This window comes from Roseateles sp. P1_C1_2 (assembly GCF_056406535.1).
Map to the genome: position 1 here is coordinate 151,877 of NZ_JBFUAB010000010.1, position 21,172 is coordinate 173,048.

20 protein-coding genes are annotated in these 21,172 nt (G+C 70.4%); 12 read left to right on the forward strand and 8 right to left on the reverse strand.

The annotated features are described in order from the left end of the window. The first annotated feature begins 54 nt into the window (after nucleotides 1-54). The 9 genes from AC1D2H_RS11805 (at nucleotide 55) to AC1D2H_RS11845 (ending at nucleotide 5,809) form a co-directional block, all read left to right on the forward strand. Complete coding sequence (locus AC1D2H_RS11805; RefSeq protein ID WP_478011063.1) at nucleotides 55-852, forward strand: substrate-binding periplasmic protein; 798 nt, start codon at nucleotides 55-57, stop codon at nucleotides 850-852. A gap of 7 nt (nucleotides 853-859) precedes the next feature. After that, complete coding sequence (locus tag AC1D2H_RS11810) at nucleotides 860-1,588, forward strand: substrate-binding periplasmic protein (protein ID WP_477935292.1); 729 nt, start codon at nucleotides 860-862, stop codon at nucleotides 1,586-1,588. Nucleotides 1,589-1,603: 15 nt separating this feature from the next. Further along, a complete protein-coding gene (locus AC1D2H_RS11815) occupies nucleotides 1,604-2,785 on the forward strand; it encodes an FAD-dependent monooxygenase (RefSeq protein WP_478011064.1) in 1,182 nt (393 codons plus the stop codon). Continuing rightward, entirely contained in the window at nucleotides 2,786-3,181 is a 396-nt protein-coding gene (locus AC1D2H_RS11820; RefSeq protein WP_478011065.1) for a GNAT family N-acetyltransferase, read from the forward strand. Nucleotides 3,182-3,191: 10 nt separating this feature from the next. Then, nucleotides 3,192-3,800, forward strand: coding sequence for a hypothetical protein (locus AC1D2H_RS11825; RefSeq protein ID WP_477935300.1), 609 nt, complete (start codon nucleotides 3,192-3,194; stop codon nucleotides 3,798-3,800). After that, nucleotides 3,797-4,258, forward strand: a complete 462-nt coding sequence (locus AC1D2H_RS11830; RefSeq protein ID WP_477935302.1) for a metallophosphoesterase family protein — start codon at nucleotides 3,797-3,799, stop codon at nucleotides 4,256-4,258. Before AC1D2H_RS11825 ends, AC1D2H_RS11830 begins: the two co-directional genes overlap by 4 nt. Before the next feature lie 27 nt (nucleotides 4,259-4,285). After that, nucleotides 4,286-4,783, forward strand: a complete 498-nt coding sequence (locus tag AC1D2H_RS11835; RefSeq protein WP_478011066.1) for a GAF domain-containing protein — start codon at nucleotides 4,286-4,288, stop codon at nucleotides 4,781-4,783. Beyond that, complete coding sequence (locus AC1D2H_RS11840; protein WP_478011067.1) at nucleotides 4,780-5,187, forward strand: response regulator; 408 nt, start codon at nucleotides 4,780-4,782, stop codon at nucleotides 5,185-5,187. Before AC1D2H_RS11835 ends, AC1D2H_RS11840 begins: the two co-directional genes overlap by 4 nt. A gap of 67 nt (nucleotides 5,188-5,254) precedes the next feature. Further along, complete coding sequence (locus AC1D2H_RS11845; protein WP_478011068.1) at nucleotides 5,255-5,809, forward strand: hypothetical protein; 555 nt, start codon at nucleotides 5,255-5,257, stop codon at nucleotides 5,807-5,809. Between the two features lie 20 nt (nucleotides 5,810-5,829). On the opposite strand, the gene AC1D2H_RS11850 is transcribed toward AC1D2H_RS11845, so the two are convergent. The 7 genes from AC1D2H_RS11850 to AC1D2H_RS11880 form a co-directional block, all read right to left on the reverse strand. Beyond that, the gene (locus AC1D2H_RS11850; protein WP_478011069.1) at nucleotides 5,830-6,387 is read right to left on the reverse strand and encodes a dihydrofolate reductase family protein; all 558 of its coding nucleotides are present in this window, start codon (nucleotides 6,385-6,387) and stop codon (nucleotides 5,830-5,832) included. A gap of 18 nt (nucleotides 6,388-6,405) precedes the next feature. Then, on the reverse strand, nucleotides 6,406-7,680 hold the full coding sequence (locus AC1D2H_RS11855; protein WP_478011070.1) for an MFS transporter: 1,275 nt from the start codon (nucleotides 7,678-7,680) through the stop codon (nucleotides 6,406-6,408). Beyond that, on the reverse strand, nucleotides 7,677-11,033 hold the full coding sequence (locus tag AC1D2H_RS11860) for a S41 family peptidase (protein WP_478011071.1): 3,357 nt from the start codon (nucleotides 11,031-11,033) through the stop codon (nucleotides 7,677-7,679). The genes AC1D2H_RS11855 and AC1D2H_RS11860 overlap by 4 nt, the downstream gene beginning before the upstream one ends. A 79-nt stretch (nucleotides 11,034-11,112) precedes the next feature. Then, on the reverse strand, nucleotides 11,113-11,910 hold the full coding sequence (locus tag AC1D2H_RS11865) for a carbon-nitrogen hydrolase family protein (RefSeq protein ID WP_478011072.1): 798 nt from the start codon (nucleotides 11,908-11,910) through the stop codon (nucleotides 11,113-11,115). Beyond that, nucleotides 11,907-12,983, reverse strand: a complete 1,077-nt coding sequence (locus AC1D2H_RS11870) for an aminotransferase class V-fold PLP-dependent enzyme (protein ID WP_478011111.1) — start codon at nucleotides 12,981-12,983, stop codon at nucleotides 11,907-11,909. The genes AC1D2H_RS11865 and AC1D2H_RS11870 overlap by 4 nt, the downstream gene beginning before the upstream one ends. Further along, nucleotides 12,983-13,423 carry a RidA family protein gene (locus AC1D2H_RS11875; protein ID WP_478011073.1) on the reverse strand — a complete coding sequence of 147 codons (441 nt, stop codon included), beginning with the start codon at nucleotides 13,421-13,423 and terminating at the stop codon, nucleotides 12,983-12,985. The genes AC1D2H_RS11870 and AC1D2H_RS11875 overlap by 1 nt, the downstream gene beginning before the upstream one ends. Then, nucleotides 13,420-14,370 (reverse strand): quinone oxidoreductase family protein, encoded by a 951-nt coding sequence (locus AC1D2H_RS11880; protein WP_478011074.1) that lies wholly within the window; start codon nucleotides 14,368-14,370, stop codon nucleotides 13,420-13,422. The genes AC1D2H_RS11875 and AC1D2H_RS11880 overlap by 4 nt, the downstream gene beginning before the upstream one ends. A 31-nt stretch (nucleotides 14,371-14,401) precedes the next feature. Here AC1D2H_RS11880 and AC1D2H_RS11885 point away from each other — a divergent pair, with 31 nt between their 5' ends. The 3 genes from AC1D2H_RS11885 to AC1D2H_RS11895 are packed head-to-tail and all read left to right on the forward strand — an operon-like array spanning nucleotide 14,402 to nucleotide 16,854. Then, nucleotides 14,402-15,361, forward strand: coding sequence for a LysR family transcriptional regulator (locus AC1D2H_RS11885; RefSeq protein ID WP_478011075.1), 960 nt, complete (start codon nucleotides 14,402-14,404; stop codon nucleotides 15,359-15,361). A 10-nt stretch (nucleotides 15,362-15,371) separates the two neighbouring features. Beyond that, nucleotides 15,372-15,974 carry an alpha-ketoglutarate-dependent dioxygenase AlkB gene (locus AC1D2H_RS11890; RefSeq protein ID WP_478011076.1) on the forward strand — a complete coding sequence of 201 codons (603 nt, stop codon included), beginning with the start codon at nucleotides 15,372-15,374 and terminating at the stop codon, nucleotides 15,972-15,974. A gap of 34 nt (nucleotides 15,975-16,008) precedes the next feature. Continuing rightward, nucleotides 16,009-16,854 (forward strand): substrate-binding periplasmic protein, encoded by an 846-nt coding sequence (locus AC1D2H_RS11895; protein WP_478011077.1) that lies wholly within the window; start codon nucleotides 16,009-16,011, stop codon nucleotides 16,852-16,854. 244 nt (nucleotides 16,855-17,098) lie between these two features. On the opposite strand, the gene AC1D2H_RS11900 is transcribed toward AC1D2H_RS11895, so the two are convergent. Next, on the reverse strand, nucleotides 17,099-21,151 hold the full coding sequence (locus AC1D2H_RS11900; RefSeq protein WP_478011078.1) for a YhdP family protein: 4,053 nt from the start codon (nucleotides 21,149-21,151) through the stop codon (nucleotides 17,099-17,101). Nucleotides 21,152-21,172: the final 21 nt, after the last annotated feature.

The following is a 21,172-nucleotide window of genomic DNA, read 5'->3' on the forward strand; positions in this document are numbered from 1 at the left end:
GGCGGAGTGCGGAAAAGCGACAGCTTAAGCCGGCCTGCCCAGGCTTGCCGGCGCATGGCCACAATGCCCTCGAGCGTGCCGGGGGCGGCGCGCAACGGGATGAAGACGATGGCGCGGATGTCGAGGCGCGGCCTGCTGCTGGGCCTGGCTGCTGCCGGTGTGGCGGCCGGGCCGGCGCGCGCCGACGACCCGCCGCTCTTCGTGCTCATCGACGGCAGCATCGAGATGCCCCAGGCCCTGTTCAAGGACGGGCGGCCCGTCGATGGCCTGCAATACCTGCTCGCGCTGGAGCTCGGCCAGCGCCTGGGCCGCAGCGTGCGCTTTCGCCTCGTGCCGCGGCGGCGCATCGCCCAGCTGCTGGGCGAAGGCCAGGAGGCCGACCTGATCTGCAACTACATCCCCGGCTGGCTGCCCGGGCAGCTGCAGTGGAGCCGCCCCTACCTCGACGACGCCGACATGCTGGTCACCGCGGCCCGCCGCCCGGCCCCGGCCCAGTTGCAGGACGTGACCGGCCGGCGCATCGGCACGGTGTCGGGCTTCCTCTACCCGGAGACCGAGACCGCGCTGGGGTCGAGCTTCATGCGTGATGACGCGCCCAACCTGATCACCAACCTGCGCAAGCTCGCCTCGGGGCGCATCGACCACGCCATCGTCGGCCGCGTCACCTTCGAGTATCTGCAGCGCCGTGGCGAGGTACCGCTGGAGCTGCACCCGCCGCTGGTCATCGCGCGGCTGCGCACGGCCTGTGCGCTGTCACCGCGCAGCAGCCTGCCCCTGGCCCAGCTCGACGCGGCACTGGCCGCCATGCAGGCCGACGGCGGCCTGACGCGCATCCTCGAACGCTTCCGCTGAGGCCCGCATGCGGCTGACACGGCGCCACCTGTTGCTGGCCCTGGGCGCGCCAGCCGTCGCGGCTGCGGACGAGGCGGCCCTGGTCGTGCTCATCGACAGCAGCGTGCAGATGCCCCAGGCCCTGATCCGCGACGGCCAGGTCGTCGACGGGCTGCAGCACGACATCGCGCTGGAGCTGGGCCAGCGCCTGCACCGCGCGCTGCGCTTTCGCGTCGTGCCGCGCCGCCGCGTCGGCCCGCTGCTGCTGGCCAGCGACGAGGCCGACATGATCTGCACCTATCTGCCCGCCTGGCTGCCCGGGCCGCTGCAATGGAGCCGGCCTTTTCTCGACGACGGCGAACTGCTGGTCACGGCCAGGCGCCGGCCGGCGCCGGCGCGGCTGCAGAACGTCGCCGGCCAGCGCATCGGCACCATCGCAGGCTTCGAGTACGCCGAGGTCGCCGCCGCGCTGGGCGCCGGCTTCGTGCGCGACGACGGGCCCAATCTGGAGAGCCTGCTGCGCAAGCTGGCCCTGGGCCGCGTCGACCACGCCCTGGTGGGCCGCGCCAGCTTCGAATACCTGCTGCGCCGCGGCGAGGTGCCGCTGGCCCTGCACCCGCCGCTGGTCGTCACGCACTGGCGCACCTGTTGTGCACTGTCGCCGCGCGCCGCCGTGTCGCTGACCGATCTGGACGCCGCGCTGGCGGTCATGCAGACCGACGGCAGCCTGGCCCGCATCGTCGACCGCTACCGATGATCTATCGTTGAGGGCATGAAGTTCGCCGTCATCGGCGCAGGCCCCGCCGGCCTCGCCCTCGCCCTGCTCGCCGCCGAACGCCTCGCGGGCGCCGAAATCCACCTCTTCGACACCCGCGCCCTCGACCGTGACATCAGCGGCGACGCGCGCACGCTGGCCCTCAACCTCGGCAGCATCCGGTTGCTGCAGCGCCTGAACGCCTGGCGGCCAGAAGACGCCCAGGCCATCCGCACCGTGCACGTCAGCCAGGCCCCGCCCGCGCCCATCGCCGGCGAGGTGCGCATCAGCGCCGCCGAACAAGGCCTGCCCCAGCTCGGCGCCGTGCTGCCCTATGGCGCCCTCGTCGCGCCGCTGCAGCAGCGCTGGCTGGATTTGGCGGAGACGCAACGCGAACGGTTGTTCACGCGCTTTGCGACGCCGGTGCACGCGATCCGCTCCGATGCGACGGGCGTGGAGCTGGACTGCGGCGAAGGGCCGGTCGTGGACCGTTTCGACCTCGCCGTCGTTGCCGAGGGTGGTGTGTTCGCCGAGCAGGACAGGAAGTCCATCACCAGCGACTACCACCAGAACGCCTGGGTCGGCCAGGTGCGCCTCGCGCCGCCCGGCCTGCAGGGCCTGGCCATCGAGCGCTTCACGCGCAACGGGCCGCTGGCGCTGCTGCCCCTGCCCGACGACGCCCAGGGCCCACGCGCGGCCCTGGTCTGGTGCCTGCCACAGGCCGAGGACGACATCGCCACGCTGAACGACGCCCAGCGCCTCGTCGTCATCCAGCAGCAGCTGCCGGCCGCGGCAGGCCAGTTGACCGGCATCTCGCCACTGAAATGCTTCCCTCTCGGCCTCAACGCCGAGACGCGGCTGCTGCAAGGCCGGGCCCTGCGCATCGGCAACGCGGCCCAGACCCTGCACCCGGTCGCCGGCCAGGGGCTGAACCTCGGCCTGCGCGACGCCCAGGCCCTGGTGGACGCGCTGCGCGAGGCCGCCGAGACCGGCCAGGGCCTGGACGCCGTGCTGGCCCGCGTCGACTGGCAGCGCGCCCCCGACCGCTGGCCCATGATCGCCGCGACGGACTTCCTCGCCCGCAGCTTCGCCTGGCGGCTGCCGGGGCTGCCGGCGCTGCGCGGCCTGGCGCTGGCCGGTCTCGAGCTGGCCACGCCGCTGAAGAAAGCGCTGGCCCATCGCATGATGTTCGGGGGCTGAATGCAGATCCGACCCATCCAGCCTGACGAAGTCGAAGCTGCACGCGAGCTGCTGGTTGCAAACCAATGGGGGCCGCGCGTGGCCGATGCCGCCGTCTTTGCCGAACTGGTCCGACGCTCCCAGCTTGCCCTGGCCGCCGTGGACGACGATGGCGAGGTGATCGGCTTCCTGCGCGCCATCACCGACGGCCTCTTCAACGGCTATATCTCCATGGTCGTCGTCGCGGATTCGCACCGTGGCCGCGGCATCGGCAGCGCCCTCGTCAAGGCTGCCATCGGCGACAACGACGAGATGACCTGGGTGCTGCGCGCCGGCCGCGGCGGCGTGGCGGCCTTCTACGAGAAGCTGGGCTTTCAGGTCTCCGAAGTGGCCATGGAACGCAAGCGCAAAACCTGAAGCAAGACTGATGCGACACGCCCTCACCCTGGCCCTGCTGCTGGCCGCCGCCCTGCCGACGCAGGCCCAGCTCATTCCTGCGGCCAAGCCGATTGCCGGCGCCACGCAGGAGGAATGGTCCAAGCGCTGGTGGCACTGGGCCATGTCCTTCGAGGAAGAGGACAGCCCCGTGGCCGACCGCGATGGCAGCCTGTGCGCCAGCGGCCAGTCCGGGCCGGTGTGGTTCCTGGCCGGCACCTATGGCACGGCGCGCACCGTGCGCCGCTGCCGCATCCCGGCGGGCAAGACGCTGTTCTTCCCCCTCGTCAACTTCATCACCTTCCCGCCCGACGACGAGCGCGAAGCCTGCGCCTCGCTGATGCTGCGCGCCGAAACGCTGACCGAGGCGCCCGCGGCCCTGGTACTGGAGCTCAACGGCCGGCGCTTCCCCGGCCTGGAAGCGCACCGCCAGGCCACCAAGGGCTGCTTCCTCGTCGCGCCGGACGACGACGCGCCGGCCGCCGCCAACGGCTACTACGTGGCGCTCGGCCCGCTCAAGGCCGGCCGCTACACGCTGAACTTCGGCGGCATCCTGCCCAGCCTGTCGCAGGCGGTGACCTACACGCTGGAAGTGAAGTGATCCGGGTCGGCCTGATCTCCGACACCCACGGCCTGCTCAGGCCCGAGGCGCTGGCCTGGCTGCAGGGGTCGGACTTCATCGTGCATGCCGGAGACATCGGCGACCCGGCCGTGTTGGAGCGCCTGGCGCAGATCGCACCGCTGACCGTCGTGCGCGGCAACAACGACAACGCGCCCTGGGGCCGGGCCTTGCCCGAAGCGGCGCAGCTGCATGCGGGCGGCCTGACCCTGCATGTGCTGCACGACCTGGCCGAGCTCACGATCGATCCGCGCGCGGCCGGCATCGCCGCCGTCATCACCGGCCATTCGCACCAGCCCCACATCGAGACCCGCGACGGCGTGCTCTTCGTCAACCCGGGCAGTGCCGGCCCGCGGCGCTTCAGGCTGCCCATCGCGGCGGGCGAGCTGCGCATCGCCGACGGCCGGGTGCAAGCCCACACCACGGTGCTGGCGGCCTAAACTGCGCCTAACCGTCCCACCCACCGCATGACGCCCGCACCCATTCCCGCCAATGACGCCGAGCGCCTGCGCGTGCTGCGCGAGCTGCTCATCCTCGACACGCCACCCGAGGAGCGCTTCGACCGCATCGTCAGCTTCGCCGCCGAAGAGTTCGACATGCCGATCGCGCTGATCAGCCTCATCGACGAGCGGCGCCAGTGGTTCAAGGCCCGCGTCGGCCTGGATGCCTGCGAGACCTCGCGCGAGATCTCCTTCTGCGGCCACGCCATCCTGCAGCCCGATCTCTTCGAGGTGCTGGATGCCGCGCTGGACCCGCGCTTCGCCGACAACCCCCTGGTCGTCGGCGCACCCTTCATCCGCTTCTACATCGGCGCGCCGCTGGCACTGCCAAGCGGCGCAACCATCGGCACCCTCTGCCTCATCGACACCAAGCCGCGCCACTTCGACGTGCTGGACCGCGCCATCTTCGGCACGCTGCGCGACCTGGTCGTCGCCGAACTGGTCGGCCAGGGCGAAAACCCATGACCGCCGTCACGCCCAGCGGCCGGCTGCTGCTGCTCGAGCCGCAGTTCGTGCTGCGCCGCACGGTGTCGACCATGGCGCGTGAAATGGGCTTGGCCGATGTGCAGGAGGCCACCAGCACGGCGATGGCCGGGAAGCTGTTGTTCGAAAGCCGCTACGACGCGCTGCTGATCGCCATCGACGAGGAGGGCGAGGCGCTGGAGCTGTTGCGCCGCCTGCGCGCCGGCGAGGCCTCGCATCCGGCCAACGTGCCGGTGGCGGCGACGGCCGCCTCCTGCGACGTCGAGCTGGCGCTGCGATTGAAGCAGCTCGACGTCTGCCGCCTGCTGCTCAAACCCTTCAAGGTGCGCGGCATGCTGGAGGTCATCTCCGCCCTCGGAGCGCCCGAGCCGCTTGCCGAGCACTGAATAGGCCGGCGCGACCGGCGCTTTTAGGCCCATCGAAGCCACCGCTTCGGCCTAGCATGGGCTACCCATGCCTCGCCTTGCCCTGATCTCCACCACATTGCTGGCCGCGTTGCTGGCCGGCTGCGGCACGCCCAGCCAGCCTCTGCCCATGGCCGTCACGGCGGCCAATGCGCTGCAGATCCGCGGCTGGGTGCCGGATGCGCTGAGGGGCCAAATTGGCGTCGCCACCGTCCAGGGTGGCCAGGAAACCAATCGCTGGTGGGGCTCCAAGGTCAGTGCCGTGGCGCTGCAGCAGGCCCTGGATGAATCGCTGTTCGCCGTCGGCATGAAGCCGCTGTCGCCCGAACCGGCGCCGCGCTTCGAGCTGCAGGCCGAACTGCTGCAGCTGGACCAGCCCCTGGTGCCCGCGCTGGGCGTGACCGTGGGAACCGCCGTGCGCTACACCCTGGTTGACAAGGCCAGCGGCAAGACGGTCTACCAGCGCCGCATCGCCAACACCGACGAGGCCGGCTTCAGCGAGGCCATCGTGTCGCCCAACGAGAGGCTGCGCATCGCCAACGAACGCGCGCTGCGGGCCAATATCGACCTGCTGCTGCGCGATCTGGTCACGCTGAGACCGTAGACGCCTGGCGGGTGTTGCGCCTAACGCGCGCACCGGTAGTGCATGGCGACCGCACCACATCGCAGCGGCTTCGCCGAGACCAACTCGAGTCGTCGCGTGCTGGGCAGCCCGCTCTCATACAGCGTCGGGCCGTGGCCGGCGATCCTGGGGTGGACGAGCAACCTGTACTCGTCGATCAGATCCAGCCGGTCCAGCTCGGCCGCGAGCTTGCCGCTGCCGAGCAACACACCGTTTGGGGTCGCATCCTTGAGCTTCTGCACACCCATGCGCAGATCGCCCACGATGGGGTGGCTGTGGGTCCACGGGAAGGCCTTTCGCGTTGACGACACCACGTATTTCGGCTTGGCCTCCAGCTTGAGCGCCCACTCCCGCATCGCCGGTGGCGCTGCCACGTCGCCGCGGGCGACCGCCGGCCAGTAGCTCTCCATCATTTCGTAGGTGACGCGGCCCCACAGCATCGCCCCGCATTCATCCATCAGGCCCGTGAAGAAGGCATGCGTCTCGTCGTCGGCGATGCCTTCCTGGTGGTCGACGCAGCCGTCGAGGGTGACGTTGATGCTGAAGATCAAGAGCCCCATGGTGTGCTCCGCCTTATCTCAAGCCTTGATCTCGTGCCGCGCCCGCCCCGCCGTCGCCCACAGCAGCAGCGCGAAGACGCAGCCCGCCACGCTGGTGAGGCCGAAGAACCACATCATGTCGCTGTAGCCGGCCGGGTTGGTGGCACTGGCACCGGCCCGGTCGTTGAGCCAGCCCGCCACCAGGTTGGCGCCGCTGATGCCGGCGTTCTGCACCACCCACATCAGGCCGATGGCCGTGCCGAAGCGATTCGGCGCCACGAGGCGGCTGGTCAGCGGCCACATGACGGCGGGCACCAGCGAGTAGCTGACGCCGATCAGCGCCGTCGGTATCCACAGGCTCCAGTGCGTCAGCGCCAGCACGGCCAGCGCGATGGGCAGCAGCAGGGCGCCCAGCGCCAGGAAGGGCGCATAGCGGCGCAGGCGGTCGCACATCCAGCCGAAGGCCGGTGTGGCGAACACGGCGGCGAGGAAGACATAGCTGTTCATCTCCCCGGCCGCGGCCAGGTCCAGCCCGTGGGCATGCTGGAAATACTTGATGGAGAAGGTGCTGCGGAAGGCCAGGATGACCGAGTACCAGAGCACGCACAGCAGCAGCAGATACCAGTAGGCCTTGCCGAAATGCAGCAGGTCGCGCCAGGCGAATTTCTCGGCCGCCGTGTTGCCCGCGGGCAGCAGGCCGGCGCGGCGCGGGCCGCGGTCCACCCACCAGTAGGCGAAAGCCGCCACGAAGGCCGAGAACGCAATGGCGGCGGCGATGACGAGGGGCGGCTGCCAGCCTTGCGCGTAGGAACCGGCAAACCAGGTCGGCGACATGTCGGCGCCATAGGAGCCCATGCGGCCCACGGCCAGCTCCGCGCCCATGGCCAGCGCCAGGCTGCGGCCACCAAAGTAGTCGGCCACGGCGGCCAGCGTCGCGATGTTGAAGGTCTCGGCGCCGATGCCGAACAGCAGCCGGCCCGCGGCCATGCCGGCGAAGCTGGGGCTGAAGGCGGTCAGCGCCGCGCCGAGGGCGCAGATGCCCGCCGTGATCAGCGTCATGCGCGCCGCACCGAAACGGTCCACCAGCACGCCGCCCACCAGGATGAGGACGACGTTGGGCAGGCTGTAGATGGCGTTCAGCAGCGCGATCTGCGAATCCGAGAAGCCGCGCTGCTGCTGCAGCAGGTCGGCCACGGGGCCGATGGAGTCGTAGACGTAGAAGTTGCCGAACAGCGAGATCGCTACCAGCACGGCCACGACCCAGGCCACCGTGCGGCCCGGCTGCGCAAGGGGCATGACGCCGACGGCGCTCACTTGCCGAGCAGCGATTTCACGGCCGCTTCCAGTTGTTGATCGTCACCGGCGTCGAGCTTCGCCTTGTCATTCGGCACGACAACATCCGGCGTCACCAGGGCCCTCTCCATGAAGTCGCCGTTCTGGGCCCGGAAGCCCACCTGAGGGATGCCGAAGACGGTGGCGCCGTCCTGCATGGTTTCCCACCACACGGCCGTGCCGGTGCCGGCCACCGGCATGCCGATGAGCTTGCCGATGCCCAGATGCTTGTAGGTCCACGGGAAGAGGTGGGCGTCGGAGTAGTTGCTCTCGCTGATCAGCACCGCCGAGGGCTTGACCCATTTGCCGCCCGGCTCCCAGCCCAGGCTCTGGCCGCGCGGCATGAACTCCAGGTATTTCTTGCCCGACAGCAACGTAGCCAGTTCGTCGTGCAGATTGCCGCCACCGTTGAAGCGGGTGTCGACGATGAGGGCCTCCTTGCCGCTGGCGCGGCCCAGGGCCTCGGAATAGGTCTGGCGGTAGCTGCCGTCGTCCATGCCGCGCACATGCACATAGCCCAGGCGACCGCCCGACAGCTTGTCCACCAGGGCACGCTCCTTGCGCACCCAGCGTTTGTAGAGCAGCTCGCGCTCGGCACCCTGGCTGATGGCCTTGAGGGTCTGCTCGAAGTGCTTGCCCGTGGCCGGGTCCAGCACCTCCAGCACGACCTGCTTGCCCGACTTGAGGTTGAGCATGGAGTCGAACTCGGCACCAGCCGCAATGGCTTCGCCGTCGATGGACTCGATGACCATGCCGGCCTTGAGCCGGGTGGCCGCCGTGTCCAGCGGGCCGCCCTCGATGACCTCGCCCACCTTGACGCCGGCGCCCTTGTGGGCCGGGTCGTAGAACAGGCCCAGGGCGGCCGTCGCGTCACCGCGCGAGGCGGGGCGGTAGCTGCTGCCGGTGTGAGAGACATTGAGTTCCCCCAGCATCTCGCTGAGCAGCTCGGCGAAGTCGGCGCCATCGGCCACGAAGGGCAGCTGGCGCTCGTAGACCTTGCGATAGCCGGCCCAGTCCACGCCGCCCATGTCGCTGACGTAGAGCTTCTCGTAGGTCTGGCGCCAGACGTGGTCGAACATCTGAGCGCGCTCGGCGGTGTGGTCGATGCGCAGCTCGGCCGTGAACTTGAGGCCTTCGGTCTTCACATCGCCCTTGCCGTCGTCGCCGGGCACCTTGAACTTCTGCACCTTGCCGCCGGTCATGACGAAACCGTTGGCGCCCTTGGCGTCCAGCACCAGGCTGACGGCCTCGATGCGGCCACCCGGCAGCGAGGCCACGCGGCGGCCTTCCTTGTCGCGCAGGCGTACCTGCCACAGCTCATGGCCTTCGCCGGTCTTGATGACGTAGAACAGCTGCTCGCCGTCCGGCGTCAGCGCATAGTCCTTGATGTCGCCCGACACCGTGGTCATGCGCACCGTGCGGTTCTCGATGCCCTCCTGCTCGATGACGACGGGCTTGGGCGGCTCGGGCTTCTTCTCTTCCTTCTTGTCGGCTTCCTTCTTCTCGTCTTTCTTCTCGGCGTCCTTCTTCTCGGCCTTCTTGCTGTCGTCGTCCTTCTTGTCGCTGTCCTTCTTCTCGTCCTCCTCGCGCTTCTTCAGCTGGGCGTATTCGGCCTTGTCGAGCTGGTAGCGGTCGAAGGCCGCGCGGGTCAGGAACATCGCATAGACGTCGGCGTCGGTGCGCGAACCGCCGCCATTGCCGTGCAGGCCGTGGCGGTCGGAGGCCCAGACCAGCATCTGGCCCTGGCGCGCGAACATGGGCCGAATGTCCTCGTAGCCACTGTTGGTCAGGTTGACGAGCTTGCCGCTGCCGTCGGCCGGCACCACCCCGACTTCCTGGCCCCAGCGATTGCGGTCGACGAACTGCACCGCCAGGCTCTTGCCGTCGGGCGCCCAGTCGAACCACTGGTCGCCGTCTTCATACGAGTAGTTGAAGTCGGCCGACAGCACCTCGCGGGTCTTGCCGCTGGCGATGTCCAGCACATGCAGGGCCGCCCGGTCCTGCAGATAGGCGACCTGCTTGCCGTCGGGCGAGTAGCGCGGCTGGAAGTTCTGGTGGGCGTCCTGCAGCAGCACCCGGGTCGTCACGCGCGGCGCGTTGAAGAAGCTGGGCACGGCCTTCTTGTCGCCGGCAATCGCCGCCTCGCACAGGCTCCACTGGCCATTGACCTCGCAGGCATAGAGCAGCCTGCGGCCATCGGGGCTGAAGCTGACCGAGCGCTTCTGGCCCGGGCCTTCGGTGATGCGGCGGGTGTTGCCGAACTCGGCGGACGAGACGAAGACCTGGCCGCGCACGATGACGGCCACTTCGCCGCCATCAGGGCTGACGGCCATGTCGGTGGCGCCTTCGGCCAGCTTGAGGTTCTCGATGCGCGGCTGCATCGCATCGGCGGCGATGCCGATGCCGACCTTCTGCGGCGTGGCGGCGTCGCCGGCCATGGTGTAGAGCTCACCGTCGAAGCCGAAGGACAGCGTGCCGTCGCCGGCCACGCTCAGGAAGCGCACCGGATTCTTCGTGAAGCGGGTGATCTGCTGCGCCGCCTCGGGGCGGTCCAGAGGCATCTTCCAGACATTGAGGGAGCCGCTCTTCTCGCTGAGGTAGTAGACCGACTTCTCATCGGCCGACCAGACCGGGTTGCGGTTCTCGCCGCCGGTGTTCGTCAGCTTGCGGTGCTGGCCGGTCTTGGCGTCCCACAGCCAGATGTCGCGGGCTACCGGCGAGATGTGGTGCTTGCGGAAGCCGTTCTCATAACCCTTCCAGTCCTCGTAGACCAGCTGGCTGCCGGCCTTGTTGTAGCGGCCGGCCATGGCCGGCGCGCTGAACAACTGCTCGGGGCGACGCCCCCCGTCGATGCCGACCTGGTAGAGCTCGCCCAGGGCCGGCGACGGGAAGGCCATGCTGGTGCGGGCGTCCTGGCGCGAGGCCGAGAACAGCACCGCTTTGCCATCGGGCGTGAAGGCGATGGGCGTCTCGCCGGCCGAATGCGCCGTCAGCCGGCGCGACGGGCCGCCCTCGGCCGAGACGAGGAAGACGTCGTTGTTGCCATAGAGGTCGGCCGCATACGCCAGCAGCTTGCCATCGGGCGACCAGACCGGCGCCGCGATGTGGTTGCCATTGGCCACCAGCAGCCGCGCGGTGCCGCCGGCGGCGGGCACGATGTAGAGATTGCCCTGGAAGGTGAAGGCGATCTGCCGGCCATCCGGCGAAATGCTGGACTGGCGCAGCCACAGCGGGTTGGTCACGGGGCCGAGGGGGGCGCTCGGCGCTGCGAAAGCGCTGAAAGCCGAAAAAGCGGTCGACAGCGCCAGAACGGCGCCCGCGAGTTTGAAACGCATGGCAGGGCAGGCTCGGGATGACTGAAGCGAACGAGTCTAGAAGCCTCGCTTCGCCGCGCAGGAAGTCACCTCCCCAGGATTACCCCAGCTTGCGATGCGCCAGGGCCGGCAATTGCTGGCGCACCTGGGTCAGGCGGGCCGGATCGACGTCCGCCATGACGACGCCCTCGCCCTCGGCCAGCACGCTGAGCACCTGGCCCCAGGGGTCGATGACCATGCTGTGGCCCCAGGTGCGGCGGCCGTTGGCATGCTGGCCGCCCTGGGCGGGCGCCACGACATAGCATTGGTTCTCGACGGCGCGGGCGCGCAGCAGCAGCTCCCAATGGGCCTGGCCGGTCGTGTAGGTGAAGGCGGCCGGCACGGCCAGCAGGTCGACGCCGGCATAGCCGCGGTAGAGCTCGGGGAAACGCAGGTCGTAGCAGACCGACAGGCCGACCTTGATGCTGCCGGTGTCGAAGCTGGTGGGCTGGCTACCCGGCTCCAGCACGCGGCCCTCGTCATAGCTCTCGCGGCCGTTGTCGAAGGCGAAGAGATGGATCTTGTCGTAGCGCGCGACGCGCTCGCCATCGGGCGAGAACACCAGCGTCGAGTTGCGCACCCGCTCGGCCGTCGTCGACTTGATGGGCAGCGTGCCACCGATGATCCACAGGCCCAGGTCGCGCGCGGCGCTGGCCAGCATGGCCTGGATGGGTCCTTCGCCCTCGGCTTCGGCCAGCGCCAGCTTGTCGCTGTCGTGCATGCCCATCAGGCAGAAGTACTCCGGCAGGGCCGCAAGCTGGGCGCCGCGGCGGGCCGCGTCCTCCAGCAGGCGGCGCGCCGCGCCGAGGTTGGCGGCCACGTCGGGGCCGGAGACCATCTGGAGGGCTGCGATCTTCATAGCGCGGATGCTAGCCGCTCAATGTCCGCTGGGTTGTTAAGCCAGGAAAACGATGCGCGGACGATACCGTCGAGACCTCGCGCCTGCATGTCCAGCGGCGTGTAGGGCACGCCGTTGGCGCCGACATGGATGCCCTGCCCGGCCAGACGTATGCGGGTCGCCAGCGCCGCTTCGCCTTCGACGGTGAAACTGACCAGGCCCGAGCGCGGGCCCTCACCGAGGTCGTGCAGGCGCACATGGGGCAGCTTGCCGAGGCGCTCGCGCAGCAGGGCGGCCAGGCCTTGCACATGCGCAGCAATCCGGTCGATACCGATCTCCAGCGCTTCGGCAATCGCCACCTGCAGCGCCAGCCTCAACGCCACCGGCTGCTCCGACGTCTCGAAGCGGGCGCCCGAGACGTCCACCCAGGGCGGCTCCAGCCGATCCGCAAAATCCTTGCGCACGTACAACAGCGCCGTGCCGCGTGGCCCGCGCAGATGCTTGCGGCCGGCGCTCTTCAGCACATCGCAGCCCAAGGCCTGCACGTCCACCGGCAACTGGCCCACGGCCTGGCCGGCGTCGATGAAATACGGCACGCCGGCCGCACGCGCCACCCGCCCCAGGGCGGCCGCGTCGTTGATGAGCCCGCCGTTGGCGGGCAGCCAGGTCAGCGAGATCCAGCGCACCCGCTCGTCGATCAGTGCCGCAGCGGCCTCGACATCGACGCTGCCGTCGGCACGGCAGGGCAGCACCTCGACCGTCGCGCCGCTGCGTTGATAGGTCGCGAGATTGCCACCCCACTCCTGGCGGCCGACGAGGATGCGGTCGCCCGCGCGCAGCGGCGTCGTGTGCGTGAAGGCCGACCAGGCCGCGCCAAAGGCCGCCGAACCGCTGCCGAGGAAGGCGATCTCGTCGCTGCCGGCGTTCAACAGCCGGGCGGCGTCTTCACGCAGGCGCTGCAGTTGCGGCGCGACCTGCTCGCCCGCCTCCATCGGCCCGAGGCGGGCCTCCAGCGCCAGATGCGCTTGCAGGGCCGCGAGCGCCGCCGCCGACAGCGGCGAGGCGCCGGCATGGTTGAGCAGCAGCGGCGCCATCACGACACCAACTCCACCAGGGCCTCGACCTCCACTGCCGCGCCCGCCGGCAGGCTGGCCACGCCGATGGCCGCACGCGCATGCCGGCCGCGCTCGCCGAGTGCGGCGACGACGAGGTCGGACGCCCCATCGGCGACCGTGCTGTGCTGGGTGAAGCCCGGCCCCGCCGCGACAAAGATGCCCAGGCGCAGCACCTGGCGAACACGGCCGAGGTCGCCGCCGACTGCGGCGTCCAGCACGGCCAGCAGCTTGAGTGCCGCGATCTCGGCTTCGACCCGCGCAGCCGACGCCTCCAGGGCGCCCAGGCCCGGCGTGCCGATCTGGCCGGCGATGACGAGGAGGCCCCCACCTTCGCGGTGGTGCAGATAGTTGGCAGCGGGCGAACCCAGTTCGGGCAGGGTGTGGCCGAGGGCGGCCAGGCGGTCTTTCAGAATGGTCATGGCTTGAGGAGAAGCTTGCCCTGCGTCGCACGCGACGCCAGCAGTTGATGGGCACTGGCCACATCGGCCAGCGGGAATTCGGCGTGGATGCGCAACTGCACGGCGCCGCTCAGCACGGCATCGAACACCGTCGCAGCGCGCGCACGGCGCTTGGCGGCGTCGGGCAGGAAGTGGGGCAGTACCGGCCGCGTCAGCGTCAGGCTCTTCTTCTGCAGCGCGAGCACATCGACCGGCTCGGGCTGGCCGCTGGCCGCGCCGAAGAGGACGAGATGGCCACCCAAGCGCAACGCCTCCAGGCTGCCGGCCAAAGTGCTGCGCCCCACCGAATCGAAGACGACGGCGACGCCGCGCGCGGCCGGCACCCAGTCGCTGTCGGCCAGCAGCGGCACCGCGCCGAGGCCGCGCAGCCAGTCGGCCTTGGCCTGGCTCGACACCGTGCCGAAGACGGCATGGCCGCGCGCGATCAACCACTGCACCAGCCAGCCGCCGACGCCACCGGCGGCGGCATGCACCAGCACCGGCTCGCCGGGCGGCAGCCGCGCGACGTCGTCCAGCAGCATGGCGGCCGTCAGGCCGTGTTCCAGCGCCGCCGCGGCATCGCGCAGCGACAGCGCATCGGGCACGCGCACCAGGTGCTCCAGCGGCACGGCCAGATGGCTGGCGTAAGCGCCCTGCACGCCGGTCGTGAAGGCGACGCGATCACCGACCTGGAACTCGGCGCCGGGCGCGACGTCGACGATCTCGCCCGCGCCCTCCAGGCCCAGGCGCCAGGGCAGGCTGATACCCGGATAGCGGCCCTCGCGCTGGTAGAGGTCGACGAAGTTGATGCCGGCGTATTCGAGTCGCACGACGGCCTGGCCGGATGCAGCCTGGGGCGTGGGCAGGGATTGCAGCTCCAGCACTTCGGGGCCGCCGAACTGGTGGACGAAGATGGCTTGCGTGGGCATGGCTTTGGCCTCCGGCGTTAACGTGGCGCCAATGTCCGCCTCAGGCGCACGCCGCGCCAGCGAGGCTTTCGCACACCGGCTGTGCCGATTTCTCAACACCATGCGCGAGCGCCTGCCACCCCTGTTCTCCCTGCAAGCCTTCGAGGCCGCCGCCCGCCTGGGCAACTTCAGCCGTGCGGCCGCCGAGCTGCACCTGACCCCCGGCGCCATCAGCCGCCAGGTGCGCCAGCTGGAGGACTGGTGCGGCCAGACCCTGTTCGAGCGCGTCGGCAACCAGATGCGGCTGACGGCCGAGGGCCGCGAGCTGCTGGCCCGGCTGGGCGGGCCGCTGGCGGCCCTGCACGAAGCCGTCTATCCCGAACCGGATGCTGCGCACACGACGCTGCAGATCGCCACCCTCGGCTCGCTGGCACGCGCCTGGCTGCTGCCGCGGCTGGACCGCTTCATCGCGTTGGCGCCGCAGGTGCGCCTCATCGTGCAGACCGACTACGCCCTGGTGCGCCCACCGCCGCGCGTGGCCCTGGTGGCCTTGCGCCATGGCCGGCCCGAGGATGGCGGCGAGATCCTGTTCGGCGACCGCCTGCTGACCGTTGCCACGCCGGCACTGGCCCGCGAACTGGGATCCGACGCCGCACGCTGGCCGGCCGCCCGTCTGCTCAGCCATGTGACCGGCGACGCACCGCTGTGGCAGGCCGCGGCGGGCGCCACCGCGCAGGCCGAAGGGCCGGCCTTCAACGATGCCGCCGTCACGCTGGACGCGGCCGAAGCGGGCTTGGGGCTGGCGGTCACGCGGCTGTCCCTGGCGCTGCCGCGGCTGCTCGCGGGCAAGCTGGTGCAGGCGCATCCACTGCTGCTGCCGTCGCCGCGCGCCAATCTGCTCGTCATCCGCGAAGACGCCGCCGCCCTGCCCGTCGTGAAGCGCTTCGCGGCCTGGGTGCGCAAGGAGGCCGCCGCCACGGCCGCCGACTTGAAGGCCTGGGCGCCGGCCTGACTTGATCGCCATGCAGTCTGGCCTGTTCGACGACCTCCCGCCTTCGCCGGGCGCCTTGCCGCCGGGCCTGCGCTACGAGTCGGCCTTTCTGTCAGCACAGGAAGAAGCCGCGCTGACGGCCCTCGTGCAGCAGCTGCCGCTGCGCGAGGCGAAGTACAAGAGCTACACCGCCCGCCGCCGCGTCATCAGCTACGGCGGCCAGTTCGACTACGACAGCAACGAGCTGCGGCCGTCGACGCCGTTGATCGACGAATTCCATCCGCTGCGCGAACGCGTCGCGCATTGGGCCGGCGTCGACGCGCAGGCCCTTGTGCACGTGCTGGTCGCCGAATACTCACCCGGCACGCCGCTGGGCTGGCATCGCGATGTGCCCGACTTCGAGGACGTCTTCGGCGTGTCGCTGGGCAGCGCGGCGCTGCTGCGCTTCAGGCCCTATCCGCCGCACAACCCGAGGCGTGAAGATGTCGTCAAGCTGAGCGTCCAGCCGCGCTCCGTCTATGCGTTGCAGGGCGAGGCACGCTGGGGCTGGCAGCACAGCGTCGCGCCGGTGGACGCGCTCCGCTGGTCGATCACCTTCAGGACTGCGCGGCAGAAGTCACGACCGCCGGCATGACGCCCCGGACCCATGGGATGAGAATCGGACGGCCATGCCGTCTCCCTCTCGTCTGCGTCGCCAGCTGCTGGCGCTGCCCCTCGCCGCGGCGCTGCCGTCGGCCCGTGGCGCCGGCACGCCGCAGACGCTGCGCCTGCCCGACCCCAATGCCTACAGCGCCCATGGCGGTTTCTTCATCGAGGCCCTGAAGCTGGCCCTGAACAAGACGGCCGACGGCGAGCCCCTGCCCACCCTCGTCCATGCGGCGCCCGACCTGCCGCGCCCACGCATGCGCCAGATGCTGCAGGACGGCCACCTGGACCTGATGTGGAGCACCACCACGCCCGAGCGCGAGGCCCAGGCGCTGGCGGTGCGCTTCAATCTGCTCAAGGGCATCAACGAGCTGCGCTTCCTGCTCGTGCGCGCCGCCGACCTGCCCACGCTGCGCCCGCTGCGCACGCTGGAGGCGCTGCGCAAGCTGCGAGCCGGCGCGGGCACCTACTGGAGCGATGCGCAGATCCTGAAGGCCAATGGCTTCAACGTCGAGACGGCCACCAAGTCCGACCTGTTGTTCCGCATGCTCAAGGCCGGCCGCTTCGACTTCATCCCGCGCACCCGCGAGGAGATCGACGAGGAGCTGCTGCACTACGCCGACCAGGGCTTCGCGGAGCTGCCGGGTGTGGCCCTGCAATACAAGCAGCCGCTGTATTTCTTCGTGACGCGCGACAAGCCGCAGCTGGCCGAGCGCCTGGGCCGCGGCCTGGCGATCGCGGCCGCCGATGGCAGCTTCGACGCCCTCTTCATGGCTGAACCCGGGCTGAAGACCGCGTTGAACCAGCTACGGAGCTATACGGGCGTGCGGTTGCAGCTGAAGGCGCTGGAGACCGAAGCCTCGCGCTGAGCGGCGTCCACTGGAAACAGACACTCGGGCCGAGCGCCGGGCCGCTCCCTAGCCGGCCCGTCTGGCGATGTGCGTGCTGGTTGATCCGGCATGCATCGCCGTCCCCACGGGGGCTGAGGCCGGGCACGGCAAGTCCTGTGGACTTGTCGTGCCTGCCGAAGAGCAGCCGCTTTGTCGGCTGCGCGGTCTGCAAGACCGACCCGGTGCACCCGCGTTCAGCGCGGTGCGACGGGGCGAGGGGTCCTCAATTCACTGCACTCGCCGCCTTGGCCGGCAGCGCTTCCACCTTCTCCACCTTGGGGTCGTCCCAGGTGCCGGTGATGTGGAACTCGCGCGTGTTGGCCGCGGCCACCGGGCGGCTCAGGATGAGCTGGGCCAGGAAGGCGCCCAGCGCGATGGCCGGGTTGATGGCCGCGTAGGCCAGCGACGCGCCGCCGGCCGAGACCTCGGGCACGACGACGACGCGCAGCTTCTGCGTCTCGGCTGCCAGGTCGGTGCTGCCGTCCACCAGCACGGCCGCCTGCAGGCCGCGGATGCGGATGTTGTCGCTGCGGGCGATGCCGGCGGTGATCTTGACGTCGCCGGTGACGCCGTCGAAGACAAAGCCCTCGGCGAAGACGTCGCGGAAGTCCAGCAGGAAGCGGCGCGGCAGCGACTGCAGGCTGAGCACGCCGAGCAGGCGCCCGACACCGGGCTCGGCCTTCAGGAAGGTGCCGGTGTCGAGCTGCACATTCAGCGCGCCGGCCATGCTGGCGTAATGCGGCGCCAGCGGCGAGCCGTCCCAGCCCACCTGGCCGGCCAGCACGCCCTTGCCGCCGCGCAGCACCTGGCCCTGGCCGAGGCGCTCCAGCAGCTTGCCGGCATCGGCGATGTCGAGCTTCCAGTCGAGCTGGGTGCGGCGCTTGGCGCCGGCCTCGCCGCCCCAGCGCCCGCTGGCGTGCAGCGTCGCATCGGGCGACTGGATCTGCAGCTTCTCCAACTTCCAGTCACGCGCGGCGGCCGGGGCCTGAGCCAAGACTTCCAGGCGGCCCAGGCGCTTGCCGCGCAGCTCGAAGTCGTCGACCTCGATGTCCAGCGACGGCAGCGGGCTGCTGTTGGCGTCGGCCTTGCCCGGGTCGATGAGCTCGCTGACCGAATCGGCCTCCTGGCGCGGCAGCGACAGGCGCGACAAGCGGGCCTGCACGGCCTCGATCTGGCCGCCCTTGACGCCCTTCAATTCGATGCGGCCGGAAATCTGCTCGGCGTCGACATTGACGCGCCAGTTGGCGCCATCGCGCGCCACCAGCGCCGTCGCACGGCCGAGCTGGCGGCCACCGATCTTGAGGGCCTGGCTGCGCAGCGCGATCTGGCTGGGCAGCAGGCCGGCGTCGTCGGCACCCTCGCCACCTCCAGCGCCGCCCGCCAGACCACCCAGGCGCTGCTGCCAGGCATCGAGGTCCAGGGCCGCGACATTGACCTGCAGCAGCACGCCGCTGGCGGGCAGCGCAGGCAGCTTGTCCTGCACGGCCAAGGCGCCGCGCAGCACCTGGGAGCTGGGGCCGGAGATGTCACGTTGCAGCTGGGCCTGAAGCAAAGGCGCCGCGGGGGTGCCCACTTCGAGACGAAGCTCATCACGGCCCGCCGCGGTGGGCGTCATCAACAGGCGCAGCGGCAGCACCGCATCGGCTTCCTTGCGCCCGGGCGCGGGCAGGTCCAGGGACAGCCCCTGCAGATTGCTGGACACGCTGAGTTCGCTCTGGCCGTCCTTGGGAATGGCGAGCTGGAAACGGTAGGCCGTCTGGCCGCTGGCGGCCTGGGCGAGGCGGGTCACGGCACCCAGCTCGGTGGCGCGGCGCAGGCCGTCGGCGGTGGCCTGGCCCTGCACGGCAAAGCGCATGCCGCCGCCCGCTTGCGTGCCGCCTTCGATGCCGGCGTCGCCGCCCAGCAGCCGGGCCGTCACGCCGACGAGCTGCAGGCCCTTGCGGTCGAAGTCGATGCGGCCGCGCACACCCGCCAGCGGTGGCAGTTCGGGGCGCAGCTTGACGTCCACGCCGGCGGGCTGAAGCTGGCCCTTGACGGTGGTCTCCTTCACGTCGTCCAGCGGAATGCCGATGCCGAGCTTGAGCGCGACCGGGCCCTGGGCCGTGGCGGTGCCCAGCGCATGGCCCAGCCATTCGTCCAGCGGCGAGGCGCGCACGAAGCGCAGCAGGTCGGCGCCCGCGCCGCGGCCATTGCCGTCGAGCTGCAGCAGGCGGCCATGGTGCAGGTCCTTGATGCCGCCGTTGACGTCGCTGAGCTCATAGCCCAGCACCTTGGCGTGGCCGTCCTTGATGAACATGCCGGCGCGCTCGAAGACGAGCTCGGCGTCCACGCCTTCCATGGCTGGCCAGTTGGTGCCGTTGTCGCTCGGCGGCACATAGGCCAGCGTGACGCCCTGGGCATGGGTGACCACCTTGAAGATGCCGGTGGATTTGGGCGCGTCGAAGGGGAAGTCGGCCAGCTCGCCCTTGAGCCTGACCGTGGTGTTGTGCGCTTCGCCGCCGAGGATGGCGCGGGCCACATAGCTGCGCGTGTTCACCAGACGCGCCGGGATGTAGCGCGCCACGCGCGTCGCCTCCACACGCTGCAGGCGGCCGTTCAGATCGATATAGCCCGGCGTGGTGGCGCCGGCCTGGCGCTTCCAGCTGACGTCGAACTCAGCGCTGACGTCGGGTGTCTGCAGCTGCAGCTCGCGCAGCTTCAGCTCGACGTCACCGGGCGACTTGCCGTTGGCCTGGGGCAGTTGCCAGAGCATCTGCGTGGACAGCCGCGTGATGGGCAGATGCGGGTCTTCGAACAGCCCCGGCAGCTCGACCTCGCCGTCGTGCACGGCCAGCTTGGCGGAGCCGCCGCGCTCGCTGGCGTCCAGCTCCACGCTGGCGCCGCGCAGGCCGGGGCGGCCGATATGGCCGTCCTGCTCGGCAGGCCGCGCGGCAATCGCCAGGCCATCGATCTGGGCCTTGACGCGGTAAGTGCGCGGCGCGTCCAGCGTGCCCTGCCACTGGCCGCTCAAGGCCGTCAGCACGCCGCGCGGCTCCAGCTCGGTCAGCAGCTTGTGCGCGCGCTCGCCCAGGGGCAGGCGCTGGCCGATCTGGGCCATCAGCGCGAAGTCCAGGCGCTGGGCATTGAGCTCGCCGCCCAGCACTTCGTCGGCCTTGCCGAGCTGCAGCACCACGCCCCAGTCCGAGCGCGGCCAGGCCACGACGCTGCCGTCGGTGTCCCGGCTGACGAAGCCGAGCTGGCGGGCCTGCAGGCTCAAGCGGTCCTTGGCGCGGGCCAGGTCGAGCCGGCCTTCGATGTGGTCCAGGTCCAGCTCCTGCGCGGAATCCAGCAGCTTGAGCCGCACCGAGCGCAGGGCGAGGTCCAGCGTCGCGGCCGTGGGGCTGCCGTCCTTGATGTCGGCCCAGGCGCGCACGGCGCCATCACCTTCGCTGAGCTGGAAGGGCAGGTCGACATGGCGCTTGAGCTGGCTCAGGTCGGCGCGCGGCAACTCGGCATAGGCCTGGCCGCTCCAGTGCTGGAACTCGCCGGGGCGCTTCAGCAGGCTCTGCGTGAACTGGCCGCGCAGCGTGAAACGCCGGCCCCAATCGGGCGGCGGCGTCGCGTCCAGGCGCAGCGAATGGCGGCGCAGGCCGTTGCGCATGATGAAGTTCAGCTCGGACAGCTCCAGCGGCCGGGCATCGGCACGCTTCTCGTCCACCCAGCGCACGCGGCCGTTGACGATGGCGAGCTCGGGCTGGCTGAACAACCAGTCCATGCCGGCCTCGGTGGTGCCGGCGTCGGTTTTCTCGGCCTCGTCCAGGCCCAGGCCGGCGATGAAGATGCGGCCCTGGGCGTCGCGGCGGATGGTGAGCTCGGGCGCGTCGACCAGCAGCTGGGAGAAGCGCGGCTCCAGCGCGAGCAGGGACTGGGCAGACAGCACGGCCGCCACGCGCGGCAGCCGCAGCGCCGGGCGGCCGGCGGTGTCCAGCACCTGCACATCGCCCAGTTCCATGCGCGGCATCCAGCCACCGGATTCGACCGTGATGCGGCCGATGCGCAGTTCTACCCCCAAAGCCTTTGAGGCTTCCTTTTCCAGCCAGGGGCGCCAGTCATTGGCGTGCGGGAGAATGGCCCAGTGCAATACAGCCCAGGCCATCACCCCCAAAGCCCACAGCAGGGCCAGCACCAGCACGGCCCAGCGCAGGCTGTGCCAGCACAGGCGCAAAGGCCAGCGCGAAGCGCGTGTACAGCGGTGGAGGGCGGCCGAGAAGAAGTCAGACACGGTGTCTTGGGGCACGTGAAATGTCGGCCGGCAGTC

Excerpts from the sequence above, each read along its gene's own strand:
- AC1D2H_RS11805 (WP_478011063.1), top strand. The coding sequence starts at position 55 with ATGGCCACAATGCCCTCGAGCGTGCCGGGGGCGGCGCGCAACGGGATG.
- AC1D2H_RS11810 (WP_477935292.1), top strand. The coding sequence starts at position 860 with ATGCGGCTGACACGGCGCCACCTGTTGCTGGCCCTGGGCGCGCCAGCC.
- AC1D2H_RS11815 (WP_478011064.1), top strand. The coding sequence starts at position 1,604 with ATGAAGTTCGCCGTCATCGGCGCAGGCCCCGCCGGCCTCGCCCTCGCC.
- AC1D2H_RS11820 (WP_478011065.1), top strand. The coding sequence starts at position 2,786 with ATGCAGATCCGACCCATCCAGCCTGACGAAGTCGAAGCTGCACGCGAG.
- AC1D2H_RS11825 (WP_477935300.1), top strand. The coding sequence starts at position 3,192 with ATGCGACACGCCCTCACCCTGGCCCTGCTGCTGGCCGCCGCCCTGCCG.
- AC1D2H_RS11835 (WP_478011066.1), top strand. The coding sequence starts at position 4,286 with ATGACGCCCGCACCCATTCCCGCCAATGACGCCGAGCGCCTGCGCGTG.
- AC1D2H_RS11840 (WP_478011067.1), top strand. The coding sequence starts at position 4,780 with ATGACCGCCGTCACGCCCAGCGGCCGGCTGCTGCTGCTCGAGCCGCAG.
- AC1D2H_RS11845 (WP_478011068.1), top strand. The coding sequence starts at position 5,255 with ATGCCTCGCCTTGCCCTGATCTCCACCACATTGCTGGCCGCGTTGCTG.
- AC1D2H_RS11850 (WP_478011069.1), bottom strand. The coding sequence starts at position 6,387 with ATGGGGCTCTTGATCTTCAGCATCAACGTCACCCTCGACGGCTGCGTC.
- AC1D2H_RS11860 (WP_478011071.1), bottom strand. The coding sequence starts at position 11,033 with ATGCGTTTCAAACTCGCGGGCGCCGTTCTGGCGCTGTCGACCGCTTTT.
- AC1D2H_RS11865 (WP_478011072.1), bottom strand. The coding sequence starts at position 11,910 with ATGAAGATCGCAGCCCTCCAGATGGTCTCCGGCCCCGACGTGGCCGCC.
- AC1D2H_RS11870 (WP_478011111.1), bottom strand. The coding sequence starts at position 12,983 with ATGGCGCCGCTGCTGCTCAACCATGCCGGCGCCTCGCCGCTGTCGGCG.
- AC1D2H_RS11875 (WP_478011073.1), bottom strand. The coding sequence starts at position 13,423 with ATGACCATTCTGAAAGACCGCCTGGCCGCCCTCGGCCACACCCTGCCC.
- AC1D2H_RS11880 (WP_478011074.1), bottom strand. The coding sequence starts at position 14,370 with ATGCCCACGCAAGCCATCTTCGTCCACCAGTTCGGCGGCCCCGAAGTG.
- AC1D2H_RS11885 (WP_478011075.1), top strand. The coding sequence starts at position 14,402 with ATGTCCGCCTCAGGCGCACGCCGCGCCAGCGAGGCTTTCGCACACCGG.
- AC1D2H_RS11890 (WP_478011076.1), top strand. The coding sequence starts at position 15,372 with ATGCAGTCTGGCCTGTTCGACGACCTCCCGCCTTCGCCGGGCGCCTTG.
- AC1D2H_RS11895 (WP_478011077.1), top strand. The coding sequence starts at position 16,009 with ATGCCGTCTCCCTCTCGTCTGCGTCGCCAGCTGCTGGCGCTGCCCCTC.